Source organism: Actinomadura viridis (assembly GCF_015751755.1).
Taxonomy (GTDB): Bacteria; Actinomycetota; Actinomycetes; order Streptosporangiales; family Streptosporangiaceae; genus Spirillospora; species Spirillospora viridis.
Window position 1 is genome coordinate 1,303,940 of record NZ_JADOUA010000001.1, and the last position, 22,782, is coordinate 1,326,721.

Annotated in this window: 18 protein-coding genes; 12 read left to right on the plus strand and 6 right to left on the minus strand. The window is 76.0% G+C overall.

The features are described from left to right. The first annotated feature begins 1 nt into the window (after position 1). The 8 genes from IW256_RS05735 to IW256_RS05770 all read left to right on the plus strand — a co-directional run bounded on the left by IW256_RS05735 (position 2) and on the right by IW256_RS05770 (position 7,757). On the plus strand, positions 2-1,030 hold the full coding sequence (locus IW256_RS05735) for an ABC transporter permease (protein ID WP_197009960.1): 1,029 nt from the start codon (positions 2-4) through the stop codon (positions 1,028-1,030). Positions 1,031-1,045: 15 nt separating this feature from the next. Then, positions 1,046-2,122: a zinc-dependent alcohol dehydrogenase family protein gene (locus tag IW256_RS05740; protein WP_197009961.1), complete on the plus strand. Its 1,077-nt coding sequence runs from the start codon at positions 1,046-1,048 to the stop codon at positions 2,120-2,122. Next, on the plus strand, positions 2,119-3,105 hold the full coding sequence (locus tag IW256_RS05745) for a DUF4380 domain-containing protein (RefSeq protein WP_197009962.1): 987 nt from the start codon (positions 2,119-2,121) through the stop codon (positions 3,103-3,105). Before IW256_RS05740 ends, IW256_RS05745 begins: the two co-directional genes overlap by 4 nt. Further along, positions 3,102-3,851: an SDR family NAD(P)-dependent oxidoreductase gene (locus tag IW256_RS05750; RefSeq protein ID WP_197009963.1), complete on the plus strand. Its 750-nt coding sequence runs from the start codon at positions 3,102-3,104 to the stop codon at positions 3,849-3,851. Before IW256_RS05745 ends, IW256_RS05750 begins: the two co-directional genes overlap by 4 nt. 93 nt (positions 3,852-3,944) lie before the next feature. Next, positions 3,945-5,090 (plus strand): galactonate dehydratase, encoded by a 1,146-nt coding sequence (gene dgoD / locus IW256_RS05755; RefSeq protein ID WP_197009964.1) that lies wholly within the window; start codon positions 3,945-3,947, stop codon positions 5,088-5,090. Between the two features lie 86 nt (positions 5,091-5,176). Next, entirely contained in the window at positions 5,177-5,836 is a 660-nt protein-coding gene (locus IW256_RS05760; protein WP_197009965.1) for a bifunctional 4-hydroxy-2-oxoglutarate aldolase/2-dehydro-3-deoxy-phosphogluconate aldolase, read from the plus strand. Continuing rightward, positions 5,833-6,810: a sugar kinase gene (locus IW256_RS05765; protein ID WP_197009966.1), complete on the plus strand. Its 978-nt coding sequence runs from the start codon at positions 5,833-5,835 to the stop codon at positions 6,808-6,810. Before IW256_RS05760 ends, IW256_RS05765 begins: the two co-directional genes overlap by 4 nt. Then, on the plus strand, positions 6,807-7,757 hold the full coding sequence (locus IW256_RS05770) for an SMP-30/gluconolactonase/LRE family protein (RefSeq protein ID WP_197009967.1): 951 nt from the start codon (positions 6,807-6,809) through the stop codon (positions 7,755-7,757). The genes IW256_RS05765 and IW256_RS05770 overlap by 4 nt, the downstream gene beginning before the upstream one ends. 69 nt (positions 7,758-7,826) lie before the next feature. Here IW256_RS05770 and IW256_RS05775 read toward each other — a convergent pair whose 3' ends face one another. Continuing rightward, a complete protein-coding gene (locus IW256_RS05775) occupies positions 7,827-8,513 on the minus strand; it encodes an anti-sigma factor (protein ID WP_197009968.1) in 687 nt (228 codons plus the stop codon). Next, the gene (gene sigK / locus IW256_RS05780; RefSeq protein WP_197009969.1) at positions 8,510-9,088 is read right to left on the minus strand and encodes an ECF RNA polymerase sigma factor SigK; all 579 of its coding nucleotides are present in this window, start codon (positions 9,086-9,088) and stop codon (positions 8,510-8,512) included. Before sigK ends, IW256_RS05775 begins: the two co-directional genes overlap by 4 nt. Before the next feature lie 99 nt (positions 9,089-9,187). Here sigK and IW256_RS05785 point away from each other — a divergent pair, with 99 nt between their 5' ends. Both IW256_RS05785 and IW256_RS05790 read left to right on the plus strand, forming a co-directional pair. After that, positions 9,188-10,705 carry a molybdopterin-dependent oxidoreductase gene (locus IW256_RS05785; RefSeq protein ID WP_420535393.1) on the plus strand — a complete coding sequence of 506 codons (1,518 nt, stop codon included), beginning with the start codon at positions 9,188-9,190 and terminating at the stop codon, positions 10,703-10,705. Positions 10,706-10,800: 95 nt separating this feature from the next. Beyond that, positions 10,801-11,433, plus strand: coding sequence for a fasciclin domain-containing protein (locus IW256_RS05790; protein WP_307828746.1), 633 nt, complete (start codon positions 10,801-10,803; stop codon positions 11,431-11,433). A 213-nt stretch (positions 11,434-11,646) separates the two neighbouring features. On the opposite strand, the gene IW256_RS05795 is transcribed toward IW256_RS05790, so the two are convergent. Both IW256_RS05795 and IW256_RS42655 read right to left on the minus strand, forming a co-directional pair. Then, entirely contained in the window at positions 11,647-12,021 is a 375-nt protein-coding gene (locus IW256_RS05795) for a BlaI/MecI/CopY family transcriptional regulator (RefSeq protein ID WP_197009971.1), read from the minus strand. Between the two features lie 59 nt (positions 12,022-12,080). After that, a complete protein-coding gene (locus IW256_RS42655) occupies positions 12,081-13,025 on the minus strand; it encodes an NlpC/P60 family protein (protein ID WP_197009972.1) in 945 nt (314 codons plus the stop codon). A gap of 218 nt (positions 13,026-13,243) precedes the next feature. Here IW256_RS42655 and IW256_RS05805 point away from each other — a divergent pair, with 218 nt between their 5' ends. Continuing rightward, positions 13,244-13,873, plus strand: a complete 630-nt coding sequence (locus tag IW256_RS05805; RefSeq protein WP_197009973.1) for a LysE family translocator — start codon at positions 13,244-13,246, stop codon at positions 13,871-13,873. Between the two features lie 236 nt (positions 13,874-14,109). Next, positions 14,110-18,498 carry a hypothetical protein gene (locus tag IW256_RS05810; protein ID WP_197009974.1) on the plus strand — a complete coding sequence of 1,463 codons (4,389 nt, stop codon included), beginning with the start codon at positions 14,110-14,112 and terminating at the stop codon, positions 18,496-18,498. A 109-nt stretch (positions 18,499-18,607) separates the two neighbouring features. Here the strand turns inward: IW256_RS05810 and IW256_RS05815 are convergent, their stop codons facing one another. Together IW256_RS05815 and IW256_RS42070 are read right to left on the minus strand one after the other, a co-directional pair. Continuing rightward, positions 18,608-19,495, minus strand: a complete 888-nt coding sequence (locus IW256_RS05815; RefSeq protein ID WP_197009975.1) for a hypothetical protein — start codon at positions 19,493-19,495, stop codon at positions 18,608-18,610. A 368-nt stretch (positions 19,496-19,863) separates the two neighbouring features. After that, entirely contained in the window at positions 19,864-22,602 is a 2,739-nt protein-coding gene (locus IW256_RS42070) for an AAA family ATPase (RefSeq protein ID WP_197009976.1), read from the minus strand. Positions 22,603-22,782 lie beyond the last annotated feature (180 nt).

The following is a 22,782-nucleotide window of genomic DNA, read 5'->3' on the forward strand; positions in this document are numbered from 1 at the left end:
CATGACCACCGCACAGACCGGCCGGGCCCCCTCGCCGCCCGGCGCCCGCTCCGGGGGCGCGGCTGCCCGGCTGCTCGCCGGGCGGGCGCACCAGCTGAACGAGATCGGCCTGCTGGTCGCCATCGTCGTCCTGTACGTGGCGCTCGGCAGCTCGGCCGAGGGCTTCCTGTCGGTGCACAACCAGCTGGGCATGCTGCGCGACGCCGCCATGATCGGGATCGCCGCGTGGGGCGTCACCCTCGTCATCATCGCGGGGGAGATCGACATCAGCATCGGCCCGGCGACGGCCTTCGCCTCGGTGCTGGTCGCCAAGGGCAGCACCGAGTGGGGGCTCGGGGTCGCCGGGGCGATCGTGCTCACCCTGCTCCTCGGGGCGGTGTGGGGAGCGATCGCGGGCTGGCTGCGGGCCGTGTTCGACGTGCCGTCGTTCATCACGACGCTGGGCCTGTGGAGCATCCTCGGCGGGCTGGGGCTCTACCTCACCGACGCGCTGCCGGTGACGCTCCCGAGCAGCGGCACGTTCGACGTGCTGGGCGGGGACGTGCTGGGCGTCCCGGCCGCGGCCGTCATCATGCTGGTGCTGTTCGGGGTGTTCGCCTACATCGCCCGGTACACCGCGTACGGACGCTCGGTCTACACGATCGGCGGGAACGCGGCGGCCGCGCGGCTGGCGGGCATCGACCTCAAGCGGACCCGGGTGCTGCTGTTCGCCACCACCGGGTTCCTGTCGGCGGTGACCGGCATCCTGCTGGCGGCCCGGCTGGGGTCGGGCAGCGGCGGCGCCGCCGCCGGGCTGGAGTTCGACGTGATCGCCGCGGTGGTGATCGGCGGCACCGCGCTGGCCGGCGGGCGCGGCGCGATGCTCGGCACCCTGCTCGGCGTCGTGTTCATCACCGTGATCGGCAACGGGCTGGTGCTGCTCGGCGTGGACTCCTTCCTCCAGAACGTGGTGCGCGGTGTGATCATCGTCGGCGCGGTGCTGGTGAACGTGATCGTGGCCCGCCGCGGGCGTGCCGCGGCGGCCTCCTGACGGCTGGTGGTGAGCATGACGACGACGGAACCGGCGACCATGAAGGGCGTCTTCCTGCCCGGGGACTCCACGGCGGAGCCGCGCGAGTACCCGGTGCCGCGGCCGGGGCACGGCCAGGTGCTGGTCGAGATCGGCGCCTCGGGCATCTGCGGCAGCGACATCGGCTTCATCTACCGCGGCTACAAGGGGTACCGGGGCGTGGACGGCCCGGCCTACCGGGGCGTGATCGCGGGGCACGAGCCGTCCGGCCGGATCGTCGCCGCCGGGCCGGGGGTACGGCGGTTCGGCGTGGGCGACCGCGTGATCGTGTACCACATCGTGGGCTGCGGCCTGTGCGACAACTGCCGCCGCGGGCACTACATCAGCTGCGCCTTCGGGCGCGAGTCGTACGGATGGCAGCGCGACGGCGGGCACGCCCCGTTCCTGCTGGCCGAGGAGCGGACCTGCGTGCCGCTGCCCGACGAGCTGTCCTACGTGGACGGCGCGCTCATCGCCTGCGGGTTCGGCACCGCGTACGAGGGCCTGCGGCGCGCCGGGGTCAGCGGCGACACCGACCTGCTGGTGGTGGGGCTCGGCCCGGTGGGGCTGGCGGCCGGGATGATCGGGCGCGGCATGGGGGCGCGCAAGGTCGTCGGGGTGGAGCCGTCCGGGCCGCGCCGCGGCTGGGCGGAGACGCTCGGCGTGTTCGACCGCACCCTCGCGCCCGGCGACGGCACGGTGGAGGAGGTCGCGGACATCACCAGACGCGGCGGGGCGGCCGTGACCATCGACTGCTCGGGGACCCGCCCCGGCCGGAGCCTGGCGCTGGAGGCGGCGGCCGAGTGGGGGCACGTGTCCCTGGTCGGCGAGGGCGGCGACCTGCTCACCGAGGTGTCGGACACGCTGCTGCACAAGCAGCTCACCATCCACGCCTCCTGGGTGACCTCGCTCCCGGCGATGAGCGAGCTGGCGCGCAACCTCGTCGGCTGGGGCCTGAGCCCCGAGAAGGTCGTGAGCGACACCTTCGCCTTCTCGCGGGCGGACGAGGCGTACGCGCTCGCCGCCGGGGCCAGCGAGGGCAAGGTCTGCCTCGTCCCGGACCCCGAACGGTGACGGGCGGCGTCGAGGTCCGGACGGACACGTCGGGCCCGTACGAGGTGCTGTGGCTCGGCACCGGGCCGCTGCGGCTCGGCGTCGTCCCGGCGCTGGGCGGAAGGCTGCTGAGCCTCCGCCACCACGGCACCGAGCTGCTGTGGCGCAACCCGGCGCTGCTGGACGACCGGCTGCACCCGGCCAGCGGGCACCGGCCGGAACCCGCCTCGGGGCCGATGGCGAACTGGGCGAACTACGGCGGTGACAAGACCTGGCCCGCCCCGCAGGGATGGTCGTCGGCGCGGGAGTGGGCGGGGCCGCCCGATCCGGTGCTGGACTCCGGCCCGTACACCGCGCGGGTCCGCACCGGGCCGGGGCGCGCGAGCGTCACGCTGGAGAGCGGGCACGACCCGCGTACGGGGCTGCGGCTCCGCCGCGAGTTCCGGGTGGAGGCCGGGACGGCCGCCTACGACCTGCGGCTCACGGCGGTCAACGCGTCGGCCGCGCCGGTGCGCTGGGCGCTGTGGAACGTCGCCCAGTACCCGGGCGGCGGGACCGTCCGCGTGGCGGTCGGACCCGGCTTCGAGGAGCCGGTCGAGCTCGCGACCGGCACGGCCGCGCCCGCCTGGACCCGCCCGCGGGACGGCGGGACCGTGGAGGTCCCGGCCCAGGACGTCGTCGGCAAGCTCGGCTTCCCCGGCGCCACGGGCCGGCTGACCTACACGCGCGGGCGGCACCGGATCACGATGGACTTCGACGTCCACGAGGACGCCGCGTACCCGGACGGGGGCTCGCGCGCCGAGGTGTGGATGGAGTACCCCCTGGACCGGCCGCTGGAGCATCTCGGCGGGCTCGCACCGCCGGACCGGATCGTCGAGTGCGAGGCGCTCGGGCCGTGGGAGCGGCTCGACCCCGGCGCCTCGACGTCCCTCGGCATCCGGGTGACGGTGGAAGGCGAGGGCGCGGAGGGCGTGGTGGGCATGGAAGGCGGGGAACGGGCATGACGACCTCACGACCGGTCGCCGTCGTCACCGGCGCCGCCCAGGGGATCGGCGCGGCGACCGCGCGGCGCCTGGCGGCCGACGGGTACGCCGTGGCGCTGCTGGACGTGTCCCCCGAGGTGGAGCGGGTCGCCGCGGAACTGACCGCCGGAGGCGCCGCCGCGCTGGGCGTCCTCTGCGACGTCGCCGACCCCGGCGCCTGGGAACGCGCCATGGAGGCGTGCCACCGCGCGCTCGGCACGGCCGACGTCCTGGTCTCCAACGCCCTGCTGTACGAGCCGGGCCCGGCGCACGAGCTGACGCTGGACTCCTGGCGGCGCCAGCTCGACGTCACCCTCACCGGGACGTTCCTCGGCGTCAGGGCGACGCTGGAGGACCTGCGGGCCAGCGACCGGGCCGCGATCGTGATCGTCTCGTCCGTGCACGCCTCGTTCGGGCTCCCGTCCCGTCCCGCGTACGCGGCGGCCAAGGCCGGGCTGACCGGCCTGACCCGGCAGCTCGCCGTCGAGTACGGCCCCGGCGTGCGGGTCAACGCCGTGCTGCCGGGGCCGATCCTCACCGCTCAGTGGGAGGGGATCGGCGCCGAGGAGCGGGAGCGCAGCGCCGCCGAGACGGTCGCGGGCCGGCTCGGGAACCCGGAGGAGGTCGCCGGGGCGGTCGCGTTCCTGGCCGGGCCGGACGCCTCGTACGTCACGGGCACGTCGCTGTACGTGGACGGGGGCTGGAGCATCACCAAGAGTTCGGCGTGACGGGGCGGGCAGTCCCGGAACGCGTGGCGCCTGCGGAGGGCACGGCGCCGGGAGAAGGGGGCGGGCGCGTGTGCGCCATGAGGAGAGCCGACCGTGAAGATCACCCGAGTGGAGACGTTCCTCGTACCGCCGCGCTGGCTGTTCTGCCGGGTGGAGACGGACGAGGGGATCGCCGGCTGGGGTGAGCCGGTGGTCGAGGGACGCGCCGCGACCACCCGTACCGCCGTGGAGGAGCTGTCCGACCTGCTGATCGGGGAGGACCCGCGGCGCGTCGAGGATCTGTGGCAGGCCATGACCAAGGCGGCGTTCTACCGGGGCGGCCCGGTGCTCTCCAGCGCGGTCGCCGGGATCGACCAGGCCCTCTGGGACATCCTGGGCAAGTCCCTGGGCGTTCCGGTGCACCAGCTGCTCGGCGGCGCGGTCCGCGACCGGGTCCGGGTGTACGGCTGGGTCGGCGGGGACGAGCCCGGCGCGGTGGGGGAGTCGGCCGCCGCGCAGATGGAGGCCGGGCTGACCGCCGTGAAGATCAACGCCTCCGGGCGGATCGGCCCGTTCCCGACCGCCCGCGAGATCGACCAGGTGATCGGGCGGGTCGCGACCGTCCGCGAGGCGATCGGGGACGGCAACGACGTGGCGGTCGACTTCCACGGCCGGGTCGCGGTCCCGGCCGCGCGGCGCCTGGTGCCGCTGCTGGAACCGTTCCGCCCCCTGTTCGTCGAGGAGCCGGTGCTGCCGGAGTACACGCACCGGCTCGGCGACCTGGTCGCGGCCACCACCACGCCCATCGCGTGCGGCGAGCGGCTGTTCTCGCGGGCGGAGTTCCTGCCCGCGCTGCAGGCCGGGATCGGGGTGGCGCAGCCCGACCTGTCCCACGCCGGGGGGATCTCGGAGGTCCGGCGGATCGCCTCGCTCGCCGAGGTGTACGGGGCGATGCTCGCCCCGCACTGCCCGCTGGGCCCGCTGTCGCTGGCGGCGAGCCTGCAGGTGGCGTTCGCGACGCCGAACTTCCTCATCCAGGAGCAGAGCATCGGCATCCACTACAACGACGGCGCCGAGCTGCTCGACTACATGGCCGACCGGTCGCCGTTCGCGTTCGTGGACGGCTCGGTCGAACGCTGGGAGGCGCCCGGCCTGGGAATCGAGATCGACGAGGCCGCGGTCCGCCGCGCCGACCGCATCGGCCACCGCTGGCGGCCCCCCGTATGGCGGCACCCCGACGGAGGCCGCGCCGAATGGTGAACGGGCCGCGCGGAACGGTGAACGGCGGGCGGATCGGTGAGCGGGCCCGTGAGAGGGACGCTGAACGGAACGGCGAAGGGAACACGATGATCACTCGCACCGGACTGCTGGAGGAACTGCGGAACCGGCGCCTGGTCGCCATCATCCGCGGCTCGGACCCGGCCGCGTCCGTACGGACGGCCCTGACACTGGCCGAGGAGGGCGTCCACCTGGTCGAGGTGTCGCTGAGCGGACGGGACGGGCTCGCGGTCATCGAGGAGATCGCCCGCACCGCCGGGGACGCGGTGCGGCTCGGCGCGGGAACGGTCCTGACCGGCGACGACGCGCGCCGCGCGCGGGACGCCGGCGCCGCCTACATCGTCACGCCCTCGCTGGGGGCGGGCGTGGACGAGGCGCTGCGGCTGGACCTGCCCGTGCTGGCCGGGGCGCTCACCCCGACCGAGACGGCCGCCGCGGTCGCCGCCGGGGCGACGGCGGTCAAGCTGTTCCCCGCGAGCGCGCACGGGCCCGCGTACCTCTCCGCACTGCGCGACCCGTTCCCCGAGGTGCCGTTCGTCCCGGTCGGGGGCGTCGGGGCGGCCGAGGCGCCCGCCTTCCTCGCCCGGGGCGCGATCGCGGTCGGTGTCGGCTCCCCCCTCTGCGGCGACGCCCCCCACGGCGGCGACCTGGCGGAGCTGCGGGACCGGGCCCGCACGTTCATCGCGGCCCTGGAGACGGGCGCCGCGGGCAGGCGGGCCGGGTCGTGACGAAGGTGGACGTCCTCACGGCCGGCGAGACCATGATGGCGCTGCGCGCCACCGGCCCGGTGCGCCTGGGCTCGGGTTTCACCACGAGCGTCGCGGGCGCCGAGAGCAACGTCGCGATCGGCCTGAGCCGCCTCGGGCACACCGCCGCCTGGGCCGGGCGCGTCGGGGACGACGAGGCCGGGCACCTGGTCACGCGGACGCTGCGGGCCGAGGGCGTGGACGTCTCCGCCGTCCGGCGGGACGGCGCCGCGCCCACCGGCCTGATCATGTTCGAGCAGCGGCTGCCGGACGTGACCCGGGTGCGGTACCTGCGCGACGGCTCCGCCGGGTCCCGGCTGGACCCGGCCGACGTCGCCGGGCTGCCCGCCGAGCCGAGGATCGTCCACCTCACCGGGATCACACCGGCCCTCAGCGCCTCCTGCCGCGAGGCCGTCACCGCCCTGTGCGGGCTGGCCCGGGCGCGCGGCGCGCGGATCAGCCTGGACGTCAACCACCGGGCCAGACTGTGGACGCGGGAGGCCGCCGCCGAGGCGCTGGCCCCGCTCGCCGCCGCCGCCGACCTCGTGATCGCCTCCCCGGACGAGCTGGCCCTGGTGGACCCGGGCGGCGACCCGGACGGCGACCCGGACGGCGACCCGGACGGCGACCCTGCCCGGATCGCCGCCCGCCTGCTCGACGGCGGCGCCACCGAGGTCGTCGTGAAGGACGGCGGCGGCGCCCGCTCGTTCACCGCCGGGGGGACGCGCACGGTGCCCGCCCACCGCGTCCGGCCGGTCGACTCCGTGGGCGCCGGTGACGGCTTCGTCGCCGGCTACCTCTCCGGCGTCCTGGACGGGCTCGACGCCGGGGAACGGCTGCGGCGGGCCCACACCGTCGGCGCGTTCGCGGTGCTGAGCCGCGGCGACTGGGAGGGGCTGCCCTTCCGCGACGAGCTCGAACTGATCGGACTCCCGGAAGGAGCCGCGCTGCGATGACCACCGGACCCTGGTCCGTCCTGGAGAACGCGGGCCCCTGGGAGCTCGGCGAGGGCCTGCGCGCCACCGGCGGCGGCTTCGTCGCCGTCGACCTGCTGGCCGGGCGCCTGTACCGGCTCGGATCCGCCGCCCCGGACGCGCCCGCCGTGCCCGTGGCGTCCGTGCCGTTCCCTCTGGGGGCCGCCGCCCCCGTCGAACCGGCCGCGCCCGTCGAGCCGGCCGGGCCGGTCGAGCCGGCCGGACCGCCGGGCGCCGCGCCGTCCGGGTGGATCGTCGCGGCGGAGACCGGCGTGGCGCTGCTCGGCGGCGACGGCACGCTCCGCTGGCTGGCCCGGCCCGAGGACGGCGCTCCCACGGCGATGCGGATGAACGACGGCGTGGCCGACCCGGGCGGGCGGTTCTGGGCCGGGTCCATGGCCTACGACGGCACGCACGGCGCCGGCTCCCTCTACCGCGTGGACCACGACGGCACGGTGCGCGCGGTGATGGACGGCCTCACCACCCCGAACGGCCCCGCCTTCACCGCCGACGGCCGGACCATGTACCTGGCCGACAGCCCGCACGGGGTGATCTACCGGATCCCGGTGGACCCGGCGTCCGGCGAACTCGGCGACCGGGAGGTCTTCGCCCGGGTGGCCGCCGGTTCGCCGGACGGGATGACCGTCGACACCGGAGGGTGCCTCTGGTCGGCGATCTGGGGCGCCGCGGCCGTGCACCGGTACGCGCCGTCCGGCGACCTGATCGAGGTGCTCCCGGTGCCCGCCCGGCAGCCCACCAGCGTGTGCCTCTCTCCCTGGCCCCCGTCCAGGGTGCTGGTCACCACGGCCGCGTACGGCCTCGGCGCGCCCGGCCGCGCCGACGGCCACGTGCTCGTGGCCGAGACCTCCGCCCGGGGCCGCCCCGCGGATCCCTTCCGCCTCGCCCAGGGAGGCGGCGCACGGGACTGACCCCACGCCGCGGCCCCCTCGGCACCCTCGGCACCCCGGCCGGGCACCCACCCCTCGCGGGCCCGGCCGTCAGGAGAGCGGGACGGTGAGGATCGGCGCGCCGGTCGGCCGGGGCGACCCGCCACCGGGTTCGACCGTGACGCCGATCTGCCGGGCGCCGCGCAGGCCGCCCGCGATGACCGGCGGCGGCGCCCCGGGCTTCATGGTGCCGATCGAGCGCGGGGCGTCCGGGCCCATGAACCACATCTGGTAGACCTGGTCGGACGGCAGCGACTCGAGCCGGGACACGGTGATGAGGGCCCTGTCCTGCGAGCGGGACGTCACGATGGTGACGCCGCCCGCCGTGACGGCGCGGGCGTCCGGCGCGGTCAGCACGCCGGTCATCTGGCGGTTGAACGCCTCGGCGCGTTCGGCCGCGTCGTGGGCGCGCACCGCCGCGACTCCGCTGACCAGGGCCAGGACCAGGCAGGCCGCGGCGGCCAGCCAGCCGGCGCCGCGCGGTGCGGGCAGGTGGCGGGGGAGCCGGGGCGGGAGCTGGCGGGTGTGCCTGATCTCGGCGAGCACGCGGTCGCGCAGCGCGTCCGGCGGGCGCCGGGCGGCGGCCAGGGCCAGCCGGGCGGCGGTCTCCCGCAGGCCGCCGACCTCCGTGTCACAGGTGGGGCAGCCGGCCAGGTGCCGCTCGAAGCGGCGGCGCTCGGTGTCGCTCAGCGCGTCGAGGGCGTAGGCGCCGGAGAGGGCGTGCGGATCGTCGGTCACGACGGGACTCCCAGGCAGTCGCGCAGGCGGATGAGTCCGTCGCGCATTCGGGTCTTGATGGCGGCCAGGCCCACCCCGAGCAGGTCGGAGACCTCGCGGTAGGTGTAGCCGCCGTAGTACGCCAGCGTGATCGACTCGCGCTGGACCTCGGTGAGCCCGCCCATGCAGCGGCGTACCTGCTGGTGTTCGAGGCGGGTGTGGACCTCGTCGCTGACCTGGTCGTAGTCGGTGTCCGGGGTGGCGGCGCGCCGCTCGCGGGCGCGGTCTGCCTGGACCGAACGGACCCGGTCGACCGCGCGGCGATGGGCCACGGTCATCGCCCACGCGGTGGCGCCGCCCCGCTCCGGCCGGTAGTGCGACGCCTTGCGCCACAGCTCGACCAGCACCTCCTGCGCGACCTCCTCGGCCTGCGCCGGATCGCGCAGGACGCGCAGGGCCAGCCCGTAGACGGGGCCGGACAGCTGCTCGTACACCTGCTCGAAGGCGTCCGTGTCGCCGCGGGCGACACGGGTGAGCAACTCGGCCAGATCGGGTGTGGGGGGCGGCGGCGGCAGGCGGCCGGCCTGTTCGTTCATCGGCACGCAAGGGGTTCGGGGCCGGGGGGCCTGCGGGTGGGTCGGAAAGAAGAAGACGGGACGGCCCATCCACCGCTCGTGCCGTCCCGAATGCCGATTGTGACAGGCGAGAGAGGGCATCGGGGCGCCGCCGCGTTCGGCGGGCTCCTCGCCGCCGCGGCGGCGCTGGGGACCGGCGAACTGGCGGCGGGGCTGCTGGGCAGGGCGAACGCCGCGCCGCTGACCGCGCTGGGGGCGGCGTTCATCGACCTGACCCCGGTGTGGCTGAAGGACTTCGCGATCCGGACGTTCGGCTTCCACGACAAGCTCGTCCTGCTGCTCGGGCTGGGCGCGGGCATCGCCGCGGCGGCCTCCGGGATCGGGCTGCTGGCCCGTCACCGCCCGCTCTGGGGCCTGGCGGGGCTGGGCGTGCTCGGGACGGGGACGGCCGGGCTCGCCGCCGCCCTGACCCGGCCCACGGCCGGGCCGCCGGACGCGGTGCCGGTTCTGGCCGGGACCCTCGCCGGACTGGCCGTCCTCGCCGCCATCACCGGCACCGTCCCCGCAGGCCGGATCCCTGGCCCCTCCGGCCGCCGCGGGGTGCTCATCACCCTCGGCGCCGCCGCCGCGGGGGCGGGTGCCGGGCGGCTCCTCCTCGGCCGTGGCGACGTCTCCGCCGCGAGGGCCGGAGTGCGCCTGCCGCCGCCCGCCGACCGCGCGCGGCCTGTACCGGCGGGCGCCCAGGTGAGGGTCCCGGGCATGCCGGCGTTCCGGACCCCCACCCGGGACTTCTACCGGGTCGACACCGCGCTGGTGCTGCCCGAGGTGGACCCGCGCGACTGGCGGCTGCGCGTGCACGGCATGGTCGACCGCCCGGTCGAGCTGACCTTCGAGGACCTGCTCGCCCGGCCGATGGCCGAACGCGACATCACCCTGTCGTGCGTGTCCAACGAGGTCGGCGGCACCCTGGCCGGAAACGCCCGCTGGCTGGGCGCCCCGCTGGCGGCGCTGCTGCGGGAGGCCGGGGTACGGGCCGGGGCCGACCAGATCCTGTCCCGCTCGGCCGACGGCATGACGATCAGCACCCCGCTGGACGTGGTGCTGGACGGCCGCGACGCCCTGCTGGCCGTGGCGATGAACGGTGAGCCGCTGCCCGTCCGGCACGGCTTCCCGGCCCGGCTGGTGGTGCCGGGGCTGTACGGCTACGTCTCGGCGACGAAGTGGGTCGTCGACCTCAAGGTGACCCGCTTCGCCACCGACCAGGCGTACTGGACCCGCCGCGGGTACGCCGAACGCGCCCCCGTCAAGACCTTCTCGCGCGTCGACGTGCCCAGGCCGTTCGCCCGGCTCAGGGCCGGCCGGGTCGCGGTCGCCGGGACCGCGTGGGCCCAGCACCGCGGCGTCGACGCCGTCGAGTGGCAGGTCGGCGACGGCCCCTGGCGGCAGGCCGAGCTGGCCCCCGTGCCCGGCCTGGACACCTGGCGGCAGTGGGCGGCCGAGTGGGACGCCACGCCCGGCTCGCACACCCTGCGGGTCCGGGCCACCGACGGCACCGGCACCACCCAGCCGAGCGCCCGCGCCCGCCCGTTCCCGGACGGCGCCACCGGACAGCACTCGGTGGTGGTCACCGTCACCTGACCGACGACCCGACGAGCCGACGACTCGACGACTCGGCGACCCGAAGATTCGGCGACCCGAAGACCCGAAGATCCAGCGACCGAAGGAGAAACACCGTGAACCGCATCCGCATCGCCGCCGGCGTCCTCGCCACCACCGCGCTGGCCCTCGGGGCCACCGCCTGCTCCGGCGACGGCGGGGACGGCGAGGCCGCCACGACCGCCTCGCCGAGCTCAGCGGCCACCGCCGCGGCCCCCGCCTCGCCCGCCATGGACAAGCCGTTCGGCCCCGGATGCTCGGCGGTCCCCGCCTCGGGCAAGGGCAGCTTCTCCGGCATGGCCGCCGACCCGGTCGCCACCGCCGCGTCCAACAATCCGGCGCTGTCCACCCTGGTCGGCGCGGTGAAGGAGGCGGGGCTGGTCGACACCCTCAACTCGGCGCAGAACCTGACCGTGTTCGCCCCGACCGACGACGCCTTCAGCAAGATCCCCAAGGCCGACCTCGACAAGGTGCTGGCCGACAAGAAGAAGCTGACCGCCATCCTCACCTACCACGTGGTCGGGGAGAAGGTCGCCCCCGGCGGCCTGGAGTCCGGTGACTTCAAGACGCTGCAGGGCGCCATGCTCAGGACCAGCGGATCCGGGGAGTCCTTCAAGGTCGGTGAGGACGCGAAGGTGGTCTGCGGCAACGTCCAGACCGCCAACGCCACCGTCTACATCATCGACTCCGTCCTGATGCCGCCCCAGTGACCGGGCGGGCGACCGCCAGCGTCGGGCGCGGGCAGGACGTTCCCGCGCCGTGAACGGCCGGTGGACGGCCAGGACCCGCACCGCCGGGAAGACCGGCCGTCCACCGCGCCCCCGGGGTACGTACGGGACGCGTCCCTCGCGGAACCGTGCGGCGGACACGTCAGGGCGGACACCTCAGGGCGGGCCGGTGAGGGGGCCCGTCAGGTGGGCCCGTCAGGCGGGGTCGCGCGGGGGCACCACCTTGAGCGCCGTGTGCAGGGCCTCGGACTCCTCCGGCGAGAGGGCGGCGAGGAAGTGCACCAGCGCCGCGGCCTGGTTGTCGCTCGTGGCGAGCGCGTCGCGCATGAGCTGGGCGGTGTATCCCTCGCGTGAGGACACCGGCTCGTACAGGTAGGCGCGGCCTTCCCGGCGGCGGCGCAACCAGCCCTTCTTGTGCAGGTTGTCCATCACGGTCATGACCGTGGTGTAGGCGAGGGCCCTGGAGGGGCGCATGTCTTCGAGGACCTCACGGACGCTGGCGGGCCGGCCGTAGGACCACATCCGGTCCATGACCGCGGCCTCCAGCTCTCCGAAACGCTGCCCGGCCATGCCACCCCCTCAGCGCCGCCCCTGCGAGCACCGACTGTTACTAGGAGTGATAGTAGCGCTCACAGCAGACGGCTGGCACCGACGAACTGCCCCGCCCAGTACAGGGCGAGGTCGACCACCTCGACGTTCTTGCCCGAACGCGGGGCGTGCACCATCTTGCCGTTCCCGAGGTACATGCCGTTGTGGCCGAGGTCGGGGTAGAAGAAGAGGATGTCCCCGGGGCGCGCCTGGCTGAGCGAGGAGACGCGGGTCCCCATGTTGTACTGCGCGCCGGTGTAGTGCGGCAGGTTCATGCCGACCTTCGCGTACGACCAGAGCATCAGCCCCGAGCAGTCGAACGAGTTCGGCCCGGCGGCGCCCCAGGAGTAGGGCGTTCCCACCCGGGACAGGGCCGCGTTCACCACGACGGACACCTTCCCGGACGCCGGCGCCGCCACGTTCGACGGGGCGCCGCCCGACCCGCGGGACGCCGGGATCCTGCTGATCAGCTTCTCGATCCTGGCCTTCTTGGCGGCCAGGTCCTTGGTGATCCGCCGGATCTCCGCGGTGCGCTCCCGCGCGGCCCCGGCGTTCCGCTCGTACCGCATCCGGGAGAGCACGAGCCCGCGCAGCTGCTGGACCTGCTGGGCCGCGAGATAGCGGGACGCGGCCGACTGGTCCAGGGCGATCTGGGGGTCGTCCCCCATGAAGAGGGACACCTCCGACTCCGCGCCGGGCGTCATGTACCGCGCGGCGGCCAGCGCGCTCGCCTGGCCCCGCACCCGCTCGTACTCGGCGCGGGCCTGCCGCGCCTGGCGCTCGGCCGCCCGCTGGGCGAGCAGGGCCCGCTTCAGGGCCAGGCGCTTGCCGTTGTACTGCTCGGTGAGGATCTCGGCCTGGCGGCCCAGCTTGTCGGGGTCCGGCGCGGGGGCCGCCTGGACCGGGCCGGCCGTCAGCAGGCCGGAGAGGGCGACCGCGGCCGTCACCGCGGCGCGTGCCCTCATCCGGCGCACGGGGTGGCGCACGGGGGTCCTCCTCCATCCGGGGGCCGCATGATCGCCGATAAGCTACTACATGGCTTAGTACTAAGTTGCATCGTTGATGAAACCGGTGCTCCGCCCGTCACCTCGGAGGTCATCGACGACCTCCCTTCGCGCCCCGAGACTCGACGCCGTGCGTTACTCGCCCAGTCCCGCCGGCCGTACTGATCCTGTAGGTCCGGAAGGTCTGGAATGATCCGGGCATGCCGATCGACCAGCATCTGCTCGCCCTGTTCGCCCTGACCACGATCGTCGCGATGATCACTCCTGGGCCGGACATGCTGTTCGTGCTGGGATGCGGGATGCGCGGCGGCCCGCGCGCCGGGCTGCTCGCCACCGCCGGGGTGGCGACCAGCGAGGCCGTGCACGTCGCCGTCGCCGCCGCGGGCCTGGCCGCCCTCTTCGCCGCCGCGCCGGTCGCCTTCACGGTGGTACGGATCGCCGGTGCCGCCTACCTGATCTACCTCGGTGTGCAGATGATCCGCCGTCGCCACGACGAGCCGGACGAGGCGGAGGCCGGTACGGGGATGGACGGCCGGCGCGCCTACCTCAGCGGTCTCCTGACCAACCTCCTCAACCCCAAGATGGTCACGTTCACCATCGCCTTCCTGCCCCAGTTCATCGACCCGTCGCTGGGACGGGTGTGGCTGCAGTTCGCGATCCTGGGCGCCATCCTGATCGCGCTGGAGTTCCTGGTCGACGGCACGGTCGGGGTCCTCGCCGGGCGGATCGGCGGCTGGCTGCGCCGCCGCCGCGCAGTCCGCCGCCGGATCGACGTCGCGACCGGAGGCGTCTTCATCGGGCTGGGAGTGCGCCTGGCCGCCGAACGCTGAGCCGCCGAACGCCGAGCCGCCCGAACGCCGAGCCGCCCGGGCACCGAGCGCCTGGCGCCGAGCCGCCGGGGGCGCCGGGCCGCCGTCCCCGGGCCTGCGGGGCGGCCGGTTCCGGGCATCCGTAAGGGCCGTGCAATCGGACGAAACTCCTGAAAACAGCCGTCCCCATCGAGTACGTTCCGTCGTCTGCACGGTAAATGATCATTGGGCGAGGTCCGGCTCGAGAGGGAGCAGGCATGTCTTCGTGGGCCGAACGGCTCGACGTGGCGACCGGTGAGCGGCGGCGGGAGGGGCGGGACGGAACCGCGGGGGCGGCGGACGGGGGCGGCCCGGACGGGACGCCCGACGACTGCGACATCGCGCTGAGGAGCCTGCGCGGAGGCGACGTGCACCGGGCCCGCGCGCTGCTGCGCCGGGTGATCGACGCAGGGATCCCGGGGCGGTCCGGCCGCGCCTGCGTCATGCTGGCCCTCCTCGAGTACGGCGCCGGGGACGCCGAGCAGGCCGACGAGCTGCTGGAGTACGCCGCGGGCGGTGACGGCTTCGACGGGTTCACCGCGGCCGTGCACCGGATCCTGATGGGCGCCGGCGGGGCGCCGCACCCGCTGCTCGCCGCCCTGGTCGAGCAGCAGGCGCTCGGCGGCGAGGCGGGGACCGCGCGCCTGGAGGAGTGCGCCGCGCACCCGGACCCCGCCGTCGCGGCGCCGGCCAAGGCCATGCTGGCGCGCACGCGCCTCCCGTCCGGCGAAGGCGCCCGGCTCCTCGCCGAGGCCGCGGCGCAGGGCGATCCGCTGGCGCTGTCCTACGCCGCCGTGCTCGCGTGGACGGTCCGGGACGGCGGCGCCGACGGCTCGGTGATCGAACTGCTGCGCCGCGCGCAGGCCCGGGGACGTCCGGAGCTGGCGCCGTGGGTGGCGCGGGCGCTGGACGCGGCGCTGGAGGGCCGCAACGAACGGGACCGGCCGGCCGACGCCGCCGAGCGCGCCGTGCCGCGCGGGCGTGAGGACGACCGGGCCGGCGCCCTGGGCCTCCTCCCCGACGAGAACGGCGCCGCGCTGCTGGCCGAGCTGCACCTGGCGCTGTTCGAGTGGCGGCCGGAGCGGGTGCGGTCGCTGCTGGCGCGGGCCGCGGGAGCCGGGCACGCCGGGCACGCCGAGCGCGCCGCGGGCATGGTGGGCTCCGCCGCCGTCGAACGGCTGCACGTCGGCGCCGACGGCGCCCGCGAGCTGTACGAGCTGGTGCTGGAGTTCGGCCCGCCCGCGCAGGTGGCGCGGGTCTGCGAAGCCTTCGGCCACGCCCACGAACTGGCGGGGGACGCCGAGGCCGCGGCCGCCGCGCTGCGGCGGGGCGCGGGGGTCGGCCACCCGGCGGCGCTCGCCTGCCTGCGCCGCCTCGTCCTGCTGGGCGGCCGGCTGGCCGAGGACGGGCGCCCGGCCGACGCCGCCGAGGCGTTCGGCGCCGCCGCCGCGGCGGCCCGCCGCCACCCGGACCCCGGAGAGGACGAACGCGAGGCCCTGCGCGCGGCACTGGACGGCCTCGCCTCCGTCGCCCGCCGCGCCGACGGGGCGGGGGACCCCGCCGTGGCCGTCCGCGCGCTGAGCCTGGCCGCGGAAGGCGGCGCGCCCGGCGACGCGGTGGAGATCGCCAGGTGGTACGCGGCCGCCGCCGCCGAGCGCGGTGACCTGGACACCGTGCGGACCTATTATTTGGGCGCCGCGGCCTTCCCTCCGGACGGCGGCCCGAGCCTGCTGATCGAGCTGGCCGGGGTGCTCGCCGAGCACGGCGCCAGGGCCGAGGCCCGCGCGCTGCTCGAACCGCTCGCCGCCGGCGAGGACGCCGCGGTACGGCTCGCGGCCTCCCTGCGGCTGGCGCCGCTGCTCACCGAGGACGAGGAGCCCCCGGCCCCCGCGGCGTCCGAGACCGCGGACCTGGAGGCGGCGTTCGGGCTGGCGGAACGGGGCGATCTGGCGGGCGCCATCGCGGCGTTCGGCCGGGTCGCCACCCTCCACGTGGCCGAGGACGCCGCCGATGACCTGCGCGACGCGGTCCGGGTCGCGACCAGCAACGTGGTGGCGCTCGCCGTGCGGGCGGCCGAGGCCGGGGAGCACGAGGCCGCGCGGCGCGGCCTCACCCTGGGAGCCCGGGCCGGGATGTACTCCGACGCGTTCTTCCTGGCCTGGGAGGCGGCGCTGCGCTGCGTCGCGGCGGGCGACGTGCCCGCGGCCCACGCCTACTACGCGACCGCGCTCGACCTGCCGCCCGGACCCGGCGGGCCGTACCCCGACATCCAGCGGGACCTGCGCGAATCCTGGTCGGTGCTGCCCGTGGTCCGGCCCGGCCTCCAGAGCCTGTACGAGGCCCTCGGCGGCGGCGACCCCGGCGCCGTCCGGCGGGAGCTGGAGCGGCTGAGCGGCACCGCGGACGCGGGCCCGGCGGGCCAGACGGTCATCGCGGTGTCCCGCGCCCGCCGGGCCACCGACCCTGAAGACGCGCGGCGGCTGCTCGCCCCGGTCACCGAGTTCGCCCCGCCCGAGCAGGCCGCGGTCGCCTGGGACGACCTGGGCGACCTGACCGATGATCCGGCCGCGGCCGTGGAGGCGTACCGGTGCGGCGCCGCGATCGACCACCCCGCCGCCCGTACCGCGCTGCGCAGCCTGGCCTGGGCGCACGTCGCGGAGGGCGACCTGGACGCCGCCGAGGCCGCCGCGTGGCGCGCGGTGGCCACCGGCGACCCCGCGACCGTGGTCTGCGGGTACCGGGTGCTGGGCCAGGTCCACGGCGAGCGCGGGGACCTGGACGGCGCGGCGCGCTTCTACCGGCAGGGGCTCCAGCGGTACGAGCCGTTCGGCGCGGGCGTGCCGTCCGGGCCGGACGAGCGGGCCGGTGTCCTGCGGATGCGCCTCGACCTGGCGGACGTGCTCCAGCGGCAGGGCCACGACGAGGCGGCCAAGGCCGAGGCGGAACGCGTCCGCGAGGAGGCCCGCGACGCCGACCTGGCCGCCGAGGCCGGCGCCCGGCTGGGCCGCATCATGTACCAGGCCGGCGACCTGGCCGGAGCGCTGGAGGCGTACGAGCGGGTGGCCCTGCCGGTACCGGCGGACCGGACCTCGCCGCTCGCCGGGATCGCCGCCGCGGCGGCGGAGGACGTGACGGCCATCGTGGTCGAGGCGGGCGCGGCGGGCGACCGGGCGCTGGCCGTGCGCGCCCTGGCCGTCGCCGCCGAGGCCGCCGGGGGCGACGCGGTGCCGGCCGCGCTGCGGGCGGCCGGCCTGGCCGGCGGGGACGACCCGGGCGCGGCGCGCGCGTTCCTGGAGTCCCTGACCGGCGTGGACGCCGGGTCCGACGGCGTCGTCCACGCTGCCCTGGCCGCCCTGCCTGAGGAGGGAGCCGGTACGGACGGCGAGCCGCGGGACGAGCCGTACGCGCGGGAGCACGGCGGTTCCGAGGAGGAGGACGAGCTCGGCTCCCTGGACCGGATGATGCGGGACCACGCCGGCGGGCCGTCCGCCGGGGCCGCGGGACGGCGGCTGATCGAGGCCGCCCGCGACGTCCTGAACCGGGATCCCGCGCGGGCCCGCAGGATCCTGGAGATGGTCACCGAGCACGGGGAGGCCGCCGAGGCCGCCACGGCCTACGACATCCTCGGCGACATCCACAGCTTCGTGGAGGACGACATGGACGCCGCCCTCGCCGCGTACCGGAGCGGCGCCGCGATCGACCACCCCGCGGCGCTCGCCCCGCTGCGCGGCCTCATGGCGGCGCTCCTCCAGGCCGAGGACTACGACGGGGTCGCCGAGGTCGCCCAGCACGCGGTGTCCAGCGGCGACCCGGAGACGGTGGCCGTCGCGTACTGGCTGTGGGGCGACTCCCGGGGATTCCGCGGGGACAGCGACGGCGCCAAGCGGCTGTACCGGCGCGGCATCGACGTGGGGCACCCGGAGATCACCCCGCGCGTCCGCGTCGACCTGGCCCGTACGCTGCGCGACCGCGGCGAGGACGACCCGGCCCGGACCGAGATCGCGCGGGCCGCCGCCTCGGACGACCGGGAGGTGCGCGCCCACGCGGGCACGCTCGCCGGCCAGTGGGCGTACGAGGACGGCGACCTGGCGGCGGCGGCCGAGGCGTTCGGGGCGGTCGCCGCCCTCGGCGCCGGGACGGAACCGGGCGGCCCGGAGGGGCAGGCCGAGCTGATCGAGATGGCCGCCGACAACGTGATCGTGGTGGCCGACCGGGCCTTCGACGAGGACGCCCATCCGGTGGCCGTGCGGGCGCTGACGCTGGTCGCGCGGGCGGGCCGGGTGTCGCTCGCGCTCACGATGGCCGGGGAGCGCGCCGCCGCGCTCGCCGCCGAGGGCGACCGTGCCGGGGCGATGCTGTACGCCGAGGGGGCCGCCGGCTTCACCGTGGGGCCCGACCCCGGCCTGGAGGTCCGTCTGGCCGACCTGTTCGTCACGGTGGGCGAGCACGGCCGGGCGCGGGCGGTCTACGAGCGGCTCGCCGCGCATTCCGACGCGAAGGTGCGGCAGGCCGCGTCCGGCCGCCTGGAGGCCCTCGGCCGGACCCTCCGCGACCCGGGTTCCGGCCGGGCGGGCGCGCTGCTCGACGGCCCCGCCGAGGACGCCTGACCCGCCCCGCCCGGCTCGCCTCGCCCGGAGGCCCGGCCCCCGCCCGCCCCGGCCGGAGGCCCGGCCCCCGGCCGCGTTCAGATCCTGCCGCGTTCAGATCCGGCCGCGTTCAGAGCCTGCCGTTCTCGCGCAGGATCCGGACGGCCCGGACGGTGACGTGCCCGCGCCATTCGAGGGCGCCGGCGGGAGAGATCCTGGCGTAGTCGACCGTCCAGCCGCCGTCCTCCCGCTGCGCGGCGGCCAGGCGGTCCAGGTCGGCGGCGATGACGCCGGGCGCGAACAGGTCGCGCAGCGGGCGGCCGGGAGAGGGCGCGATGTCCAGCGGGCGCAGCGTCTCCGCCTCGGTGCCGCCCTCGACCGGGAGCAGCCCGTCGGCCGGTACGTAAGCGGCCAGCCTGGCGAGCAGGCCGGCGGCTTCGGGCCGGGTGTCGTGGACGGCGTCGAGGAACCGCAGGGCGAAGGCGAGCACGTAGGCGTGGGGCCGTTCCCGGATCCGCCCGATCGCGTCGAGGCAGTAGAGGGTGGCCCGTTCCAGCCACGGGTGGGCGGCCACCGCCGGGTCGTGCGCGGCGACGCGGTGGGCGGTGGCCGCGGAGACCGAGGTGATCTGCAGCGACGAGGCCGCGGGGTCCGCGCCCGCCCACCACGGGGCCGTTCCCGCGGTGGAGGTGAGGGGGAGCGCCATCGGGAGCCCGCCGTCGGGCCGGGTGACCGAGTCCAGCCAGTCGCAGAGGGCGGCGGCCTGCGGCGCGGTGGCGGGGCCGATCTCCTCGAAGACCTCGAAGGCGTGCAGCGCGGTCCCGGGCTGGCTCTCGGGGGAACGGAGGTCGGGCTCCAGGCCCCAGCCGTATCCGCCGTCGGGGTTGCGGTAGGCGTCCAGGGCGGCCAGCAGGGCGGCGGTGCTCGTCCCGCCCGCCGGGTGGTGGAAGCGGCGGCGGTCCAGGACGCGCGCGTGGGTGGCCATGAACGCGGTCGCCGCGGAGAGGTCGATGCTCATGGATCCATCGTGGGCCAGGCGCTCACCTGCGGTCTTGTAGATTCCGGCCGGGTGGGAAAAGGAGGCCACGGCGACCGGTGCGCGCCTCAACCGGTCGCCGTGACCCCGTCCCCCCGCCCGGTGCGTGGACGCGCCGCCGGCTCCTGGACGGCCGCCGCGTTCCGGGCGCCGCCCGCCCCCCACGGGAACCGGTGCGAACGTCTCCCCCACAGGGTGCGATGACGCTATTGCGTACCGGCCCGTAGCGTTCGGGGCTCGGCCGTCCCTGTCGACGAGCGGTCGAATGGATGCGATAAGTGGCTATTTGATCACTGTGAGTGTCAGGTGCCAGGGGTCGGGTGTCAGGGGTCGGGTGCCGGGTGCCGGGCTCACAGGTAGAGGCCGAACAGCTCCTCGGGATGGTCCAGCAGCGGCGGCAGGTCCTCGGCCCGCAGCGTGACGAGGTCCTTCTTGCCCGGCTGCTTGGGCGCCTTGCCCTGCCCGGCCCCGTTCTGGCCGTTCTGGCCGTTCTGACCGGCCTGGCGGGCGTCGCGGGCCGCGGTGGCGATCCGCTGGGCCTGGTTGGCCACCGCCACGTCGAGGAGGTTGCGCATCAGCCGCCCGTTGCCGAACGAGGGGCCGCGCGGGACGCGGCGCAGCGTCGCGCGCAGCAGTCCGGTCGTGCCCTCGGCGAGCCGGAAGCCGTCCGCGGCGGCCAGCCGCTCGAACACCGCGACCAGCTCGTCGTCGCTGTAGTCGGGGAAGTGCAGCTGCTTGGGGAACCGCGAGTCCAGGCCCGGGTTGGCCGCCAGGAACTCGGCCATCTCCCGCTGGTACCCGGCGACGATCACCACCAGGTCGTCGCGGTGGTCCTCCATCAGCTTGACCAGCTCGGCGATGGCCTCGTGCCCGTAGTCGCTCTTCAGCGGCGACTGCGTGAGGGTGTAGGCCTCGTCGATGAACAGCACCCCGCCGATCGCGCGCTCCACCAGCCGCCGGGTCCGGGGCGCGGTCTGGCCGATGTACTCGCCGACCAGGTGGGCCCGGGACGCCTCCACCACGTGACCCGACGACAGCACGCCGAGCTTCTTGTAGATCCGGCCCAGCAGCCGGGCCACCATGGTCTTGCCCGTCCCGGGGTTGCCGGTGAAGACCATGTGCCGGGTCGGCGGGGACACCCGCAGCCCGTTCTCGCCGCGCAGCCGCGCCGCGTGCGTCCCGGCGACCAGCAGCCCGATCTCCTGCTTGACCGTCTCCAGCCCGGTCAGCTCGCGCAGCTCGGCCAGCGGCTCGCCGGCGGTCTGCGTGGTGTCGAGCGTCTCCGGGATGTCCCGCTTCCCGACCACCAGTTCGGCGCCCGGCTCCCCGGCGGAACGGGCGCGCACCGCGTCCACCACCAGGTCGGCCAGGTACGGCGCGAGCCGCGCGTTGCGCAGCGTCTGGACGGGCGGGGTCGCCGCCAGCAGCCGGCCCGCCGCCGCGACCGCGTGCCGGGTGCCGCGCGCGCCGCGCCGCCGCAGCGCCCGGCGGAACAGCTCGGCGTGGCCGTCCTCGTCGAAGGGCACGGTACGGGCGGTCCGGAAGCGGTGCGGCAGCACCGGGTTGATCTCACGGATCCGCTCGTCGCCGCCGGTGTCGCACAACGCGACCAGGCTCAGGTCCTCGTGCACCGCCAGCAGCCGGTGCAGCTCGCCCGCGATGGCCTCGCCGTTGCCGGGGTCGGTGACGATGCCGTCCAGGCCCTCGATGATCAGGAGCCGTTCCCCGGCGCAGTCCCGCACGTCCGCGTGCAGCTTGGCGACCGCGTCCGACAGCCGCTGCCCGGCGAACAGGTTGTCGGTCAGCCAGATCGGGTCGCGGGGCAGGTTGAGCGCCTTGGCCAGCTCCTGCGCGGCGTCCCGCTTGCCGGTGCCGTCCGGGCCCACCAGCAGCAGCCGCACGGGCTCGCGGCCCTGACTGAGCTCGGCCAGCGCCGCGGTCACCTCCGGCTGCCCGACCAGGCCGCTGACCAGCTCGGCCGGTGCCTCCTTGGCGGCCGCCGCGGCCTTCTCCGGGGACGCGGCCCGCGCCAGGCCCTCCACCAGCGGGTTGACCACGCGGCGGCGCGGCGCGTACAGCCGGCGCAGGTCGGTCTGGAACTGGCCGACCGGGATCCACTCGGGCTTGGGGAACCACGGGTCGCCCGGCAGCCCCTGCACGGTCGCCACCCACCGCATCGCCATGTCGAGCCAGGCCCGGCAGGCGTCGGCCGCGCCCGACACCAGCGCCCGGACCAGCCAGGCCCGGGTCTGCTCCTGCCAGGCGCCCGGCTTGAAACCGCGGCGCTCGGCCTGGAACCGCGCCTGCAGCTCGCGGTACCGGTCCTCGCCCAGCGCCACCGCCAGCTCCGCCGGGACGTGCTCCAGGCTGCCCTGCAGGAGCAGCTGGATCAGGTGCGTCTCCACCGTCTCGTCGCGCGGGGCCACGCTCACCAGGTGCTCGTACGCGGCGAGCAGCCCCGCCGAGACCCACTCCAGGTAGCCGACGGGCCCCAGCAGCTCCGGCACCGCCGCGAGGATCTCCTCGTCGGCGTGCGCGTGCCAGTGCTCGCGCAGCTCCATCTTGGGCAGGTTGACGTCGCAGCGCGGCGGGTCCTCGTACAGCCGCAGCAGCGCCCTGCGCCTGCGCTCCAGCGGCTCGACGCCCTCCAGCACCTCCAGGCAGTCCCGGGCGAGGGCGATCGCCAGTTCCCGGTCGGGTGCCTCCACGAGCCAGTCGACCGGTGGCCGCCACCGGCCACCCGGCGCGTCCCAGCGCGTCATCCGCGTGCTGAGCGGACCGGGGTTGACCAGATGCCGGTGGAGCAGCCGCTCGGGCAGCTGCGACCACGAGCCCGCCTTGATCGCCCCGCCGCCGGGCAGGAACGCCAGGATGCCGAAGATCTCCGCCGTCACCAGCGAGGCCGGCAGCGTCAGCAGCTTGTGCTCGTCGGTCGTCAGTCCCGCGCACCGCGGATCGTTCGCCAGCGCGTCGATCCGCGCGCTGATCTCCTCGAACAGCCCGTCGGGGACCCGCCAGGGCCCGTACGCGTAGACGTCGAGGACCGGCTCCTCGGTGAGCAGGAGCCCAAGATGATCCGGCAGCCGCAACGCATTCTCCCCAAGAGTGACTAAAACCCGGGTAACAGCCTATGGTTCCGAGCCGCCTCGGTTCGTCCATGCGCCGGAGGCGCCGATCGTCAATTGAAGCGCCGGCGGCCGTGCGGCGCGGCGGCGTTCGTCCACGGCGTACGGGTTCGCGCCGGCGACCCTGAGGCCGCCGCCGGTCCC